This is a genomic window from Mesorhizobium sp. L48C026A00, assembly GCF_000502375.1.
GTDB classification, from domain to species: domain Bacteria; phylum Pseudomonadota; class Alphaproteobacteria; order Rhizobiales; family Rhizobiaceae; genus Mesorhizobium; species Mesorhizobium muleiense.
Genome location: NZ_AYWU01000125.1, coordinates 1 through 539, shown reverse-complemented (window position 1 = coordinate 539; position 539 = coordinate 1). Strand labels below are relative to the sequence as shown.

General features: G+C 61.0%; 1 protein-coding gene. It reads left to right on the top strand.

Annotated elements, in window-relative coordinates; all coding sequences use genetic code 11:
• Positions 1 to 539: hypothetical protein (locus X738_RS80655; RefSeq protein WP_036270868.1), on the top strand; the 539-nt coding region annotated here is incomplete at both ends.

Sequence of the window (539 nt, the reverse complement as noted above, 5' to 3'; positions counted from 1 at the left end):
AAGGCGCTCGAAGACGATCTCGCCAAGCTGGCCGAAAGCCGGTCGAGCATCGACGGGCTGGTTGCCGGCCAGGTCGAGAAACTGGCCGAGGGCCGCGACATCCTCAAGCGCGCGCTGGAATCCGATCTCAACACGATCAAGGAGGTCCTATCAGGCCAGTCGGAAAAGCTGGCGGAAGACCGTGATCAGCTCTCGAAGGCGTTGGAAACCGACCTGCAGAGCGTGAACGGCCTTATCTCCGATCACATGAACAGGCTCGCCGCAGATCGCTCGACCCTGTCCCAGGCGCTCGAAGAGGATCTCGCCAAATTGGCGGAAAGCCGGTCGAGCATCGATGGGCTGGTTACCGGGCAGGTCGAGAAACTGGCCGAGGGTCGCGACATTCTCAAGCGCGCGCTCGAGTCCGATCTCAACACGATCAAAAGCGTTATATCGGACCAGTCCGAAAAGCTTGCGGAAGACCGCTCGATCCTGTCGAAGGCGCTCGAAGACGATCTCGCCAAGCTGGCCGAAAGCCGGTCGAGCATCGACGGGCTGGT